The organism is Nonomuraea sp. PA05, assembly GCF_008086045.1.
In the GTDB taxonomy this organism is placed as follows: Bacteria; Actinomycetota; Actinomycetes; order Streptosporangiales; family Streptosporangiaceae; genus Nonomuraea; species Nonomuraea monospora.
In genome coordinates this window covers 1-1,046 of the sequence record NZ_VSEY01000106.1, presented here as the reverse complement: position 1 = coordinate 1,046, position 1,046 = coordinate 1, and the positions used below count along the sequence as shown (strand labels likewise).

The 1,046-nt window shown below is 68.5% G+C and carries 1 pseudogene; it reads left to right on the top strand.

The features are described 5' to 3' along the window. A pseudogene (locus tag FXF51_RS60220) lies at positions 1 to 1,046 on the top strand (DNA-directed RNA polymerase subunit beta); the annotation flags it as partial.

Genomic DNA, 1,046 nt, shown 5'->3' with positions numbered 1-1,046 from the left:
CTGGTCGCGTTCATGCCGTGGGAGGGTCACAACTACGAAGACGCGATCATCCTGTCCCAGCGGCTGGTGCAGGACGACGTCCTGTCCTCGATCCACATCGAGGAGCACGAGGTCGACGCCCGCGACACCAAGCTGGGCCCCGAGGAGATCACCCGCGACATCCCGAACGTGTCAGAAGAGGTCCTGGCCGACCTCGACGAGCGCGGCATCATCCGGATCGGCGCCGAGGTCGTGCCCGGCGACATCCTGGTCGGCAAGGTCACCCCGAAGGGCGAGACCGAGCTGACCCCGGAGGAGCGGCTGCTGCGCGCCATCTTCGGTGAGAAGGCCCGCGAGGTCCGCGACACCTCGCTGAAGGTGCCGCACGGCGAGCAGGGCCGGGTGATCCACACGCAGGTGTTCAGCCGCGACGAGGGGGACGAGCTGCCGCCTGGGGTGAACGTGCTGGTCCGCGTGCTCGTCGCGCAGAAGCGTAAGATCACCGACGGTGACAAGCTGGCCGGCCGGCACGGCAACAAGGGCGTCATCTCCAAGATCCTGCCGGTCGAGGACATGCCGTTCCTGGAGGACGGCACCCCGGTCGACATCATCCTCAACCCCCTGGGCGTGCCCGGCCGGATGAACGTCGGCCAGGTGCTGGAGACCCACCTCGGGTGGATCGCCGCACGCGGGTGGGACATCTCCGGCATCCAGGAGGCCTGGGCCGAGCGGCTGCGTGACAAGGGCTTCGAGCAGGTCGCCCCGCGCACCAACATGGCCACCCCGGTCTTCGACGGCGCCCACGAGGAGGAGATCGTCGGTCTGCTCGGCAACACCATCGCCAACCGCGACGGCGACCGCATGGTGCAGCCGACCGGTAAGGCCCGGCTGTTCGACGGCCGTTCCGGCGAGCCGTTCCCGTACCCGATCGCGGTCGGCTACATCTACATCCTCAAGCTGCTGCACCTGGTCGACGACAAGATCCACGCCCGGTCGACCGGCCCGTACTCCATGATCACCCAGCAGCCGCTCGGCGGTAAGGCCCAGTTCGGCGGCCAGCGCTTCGG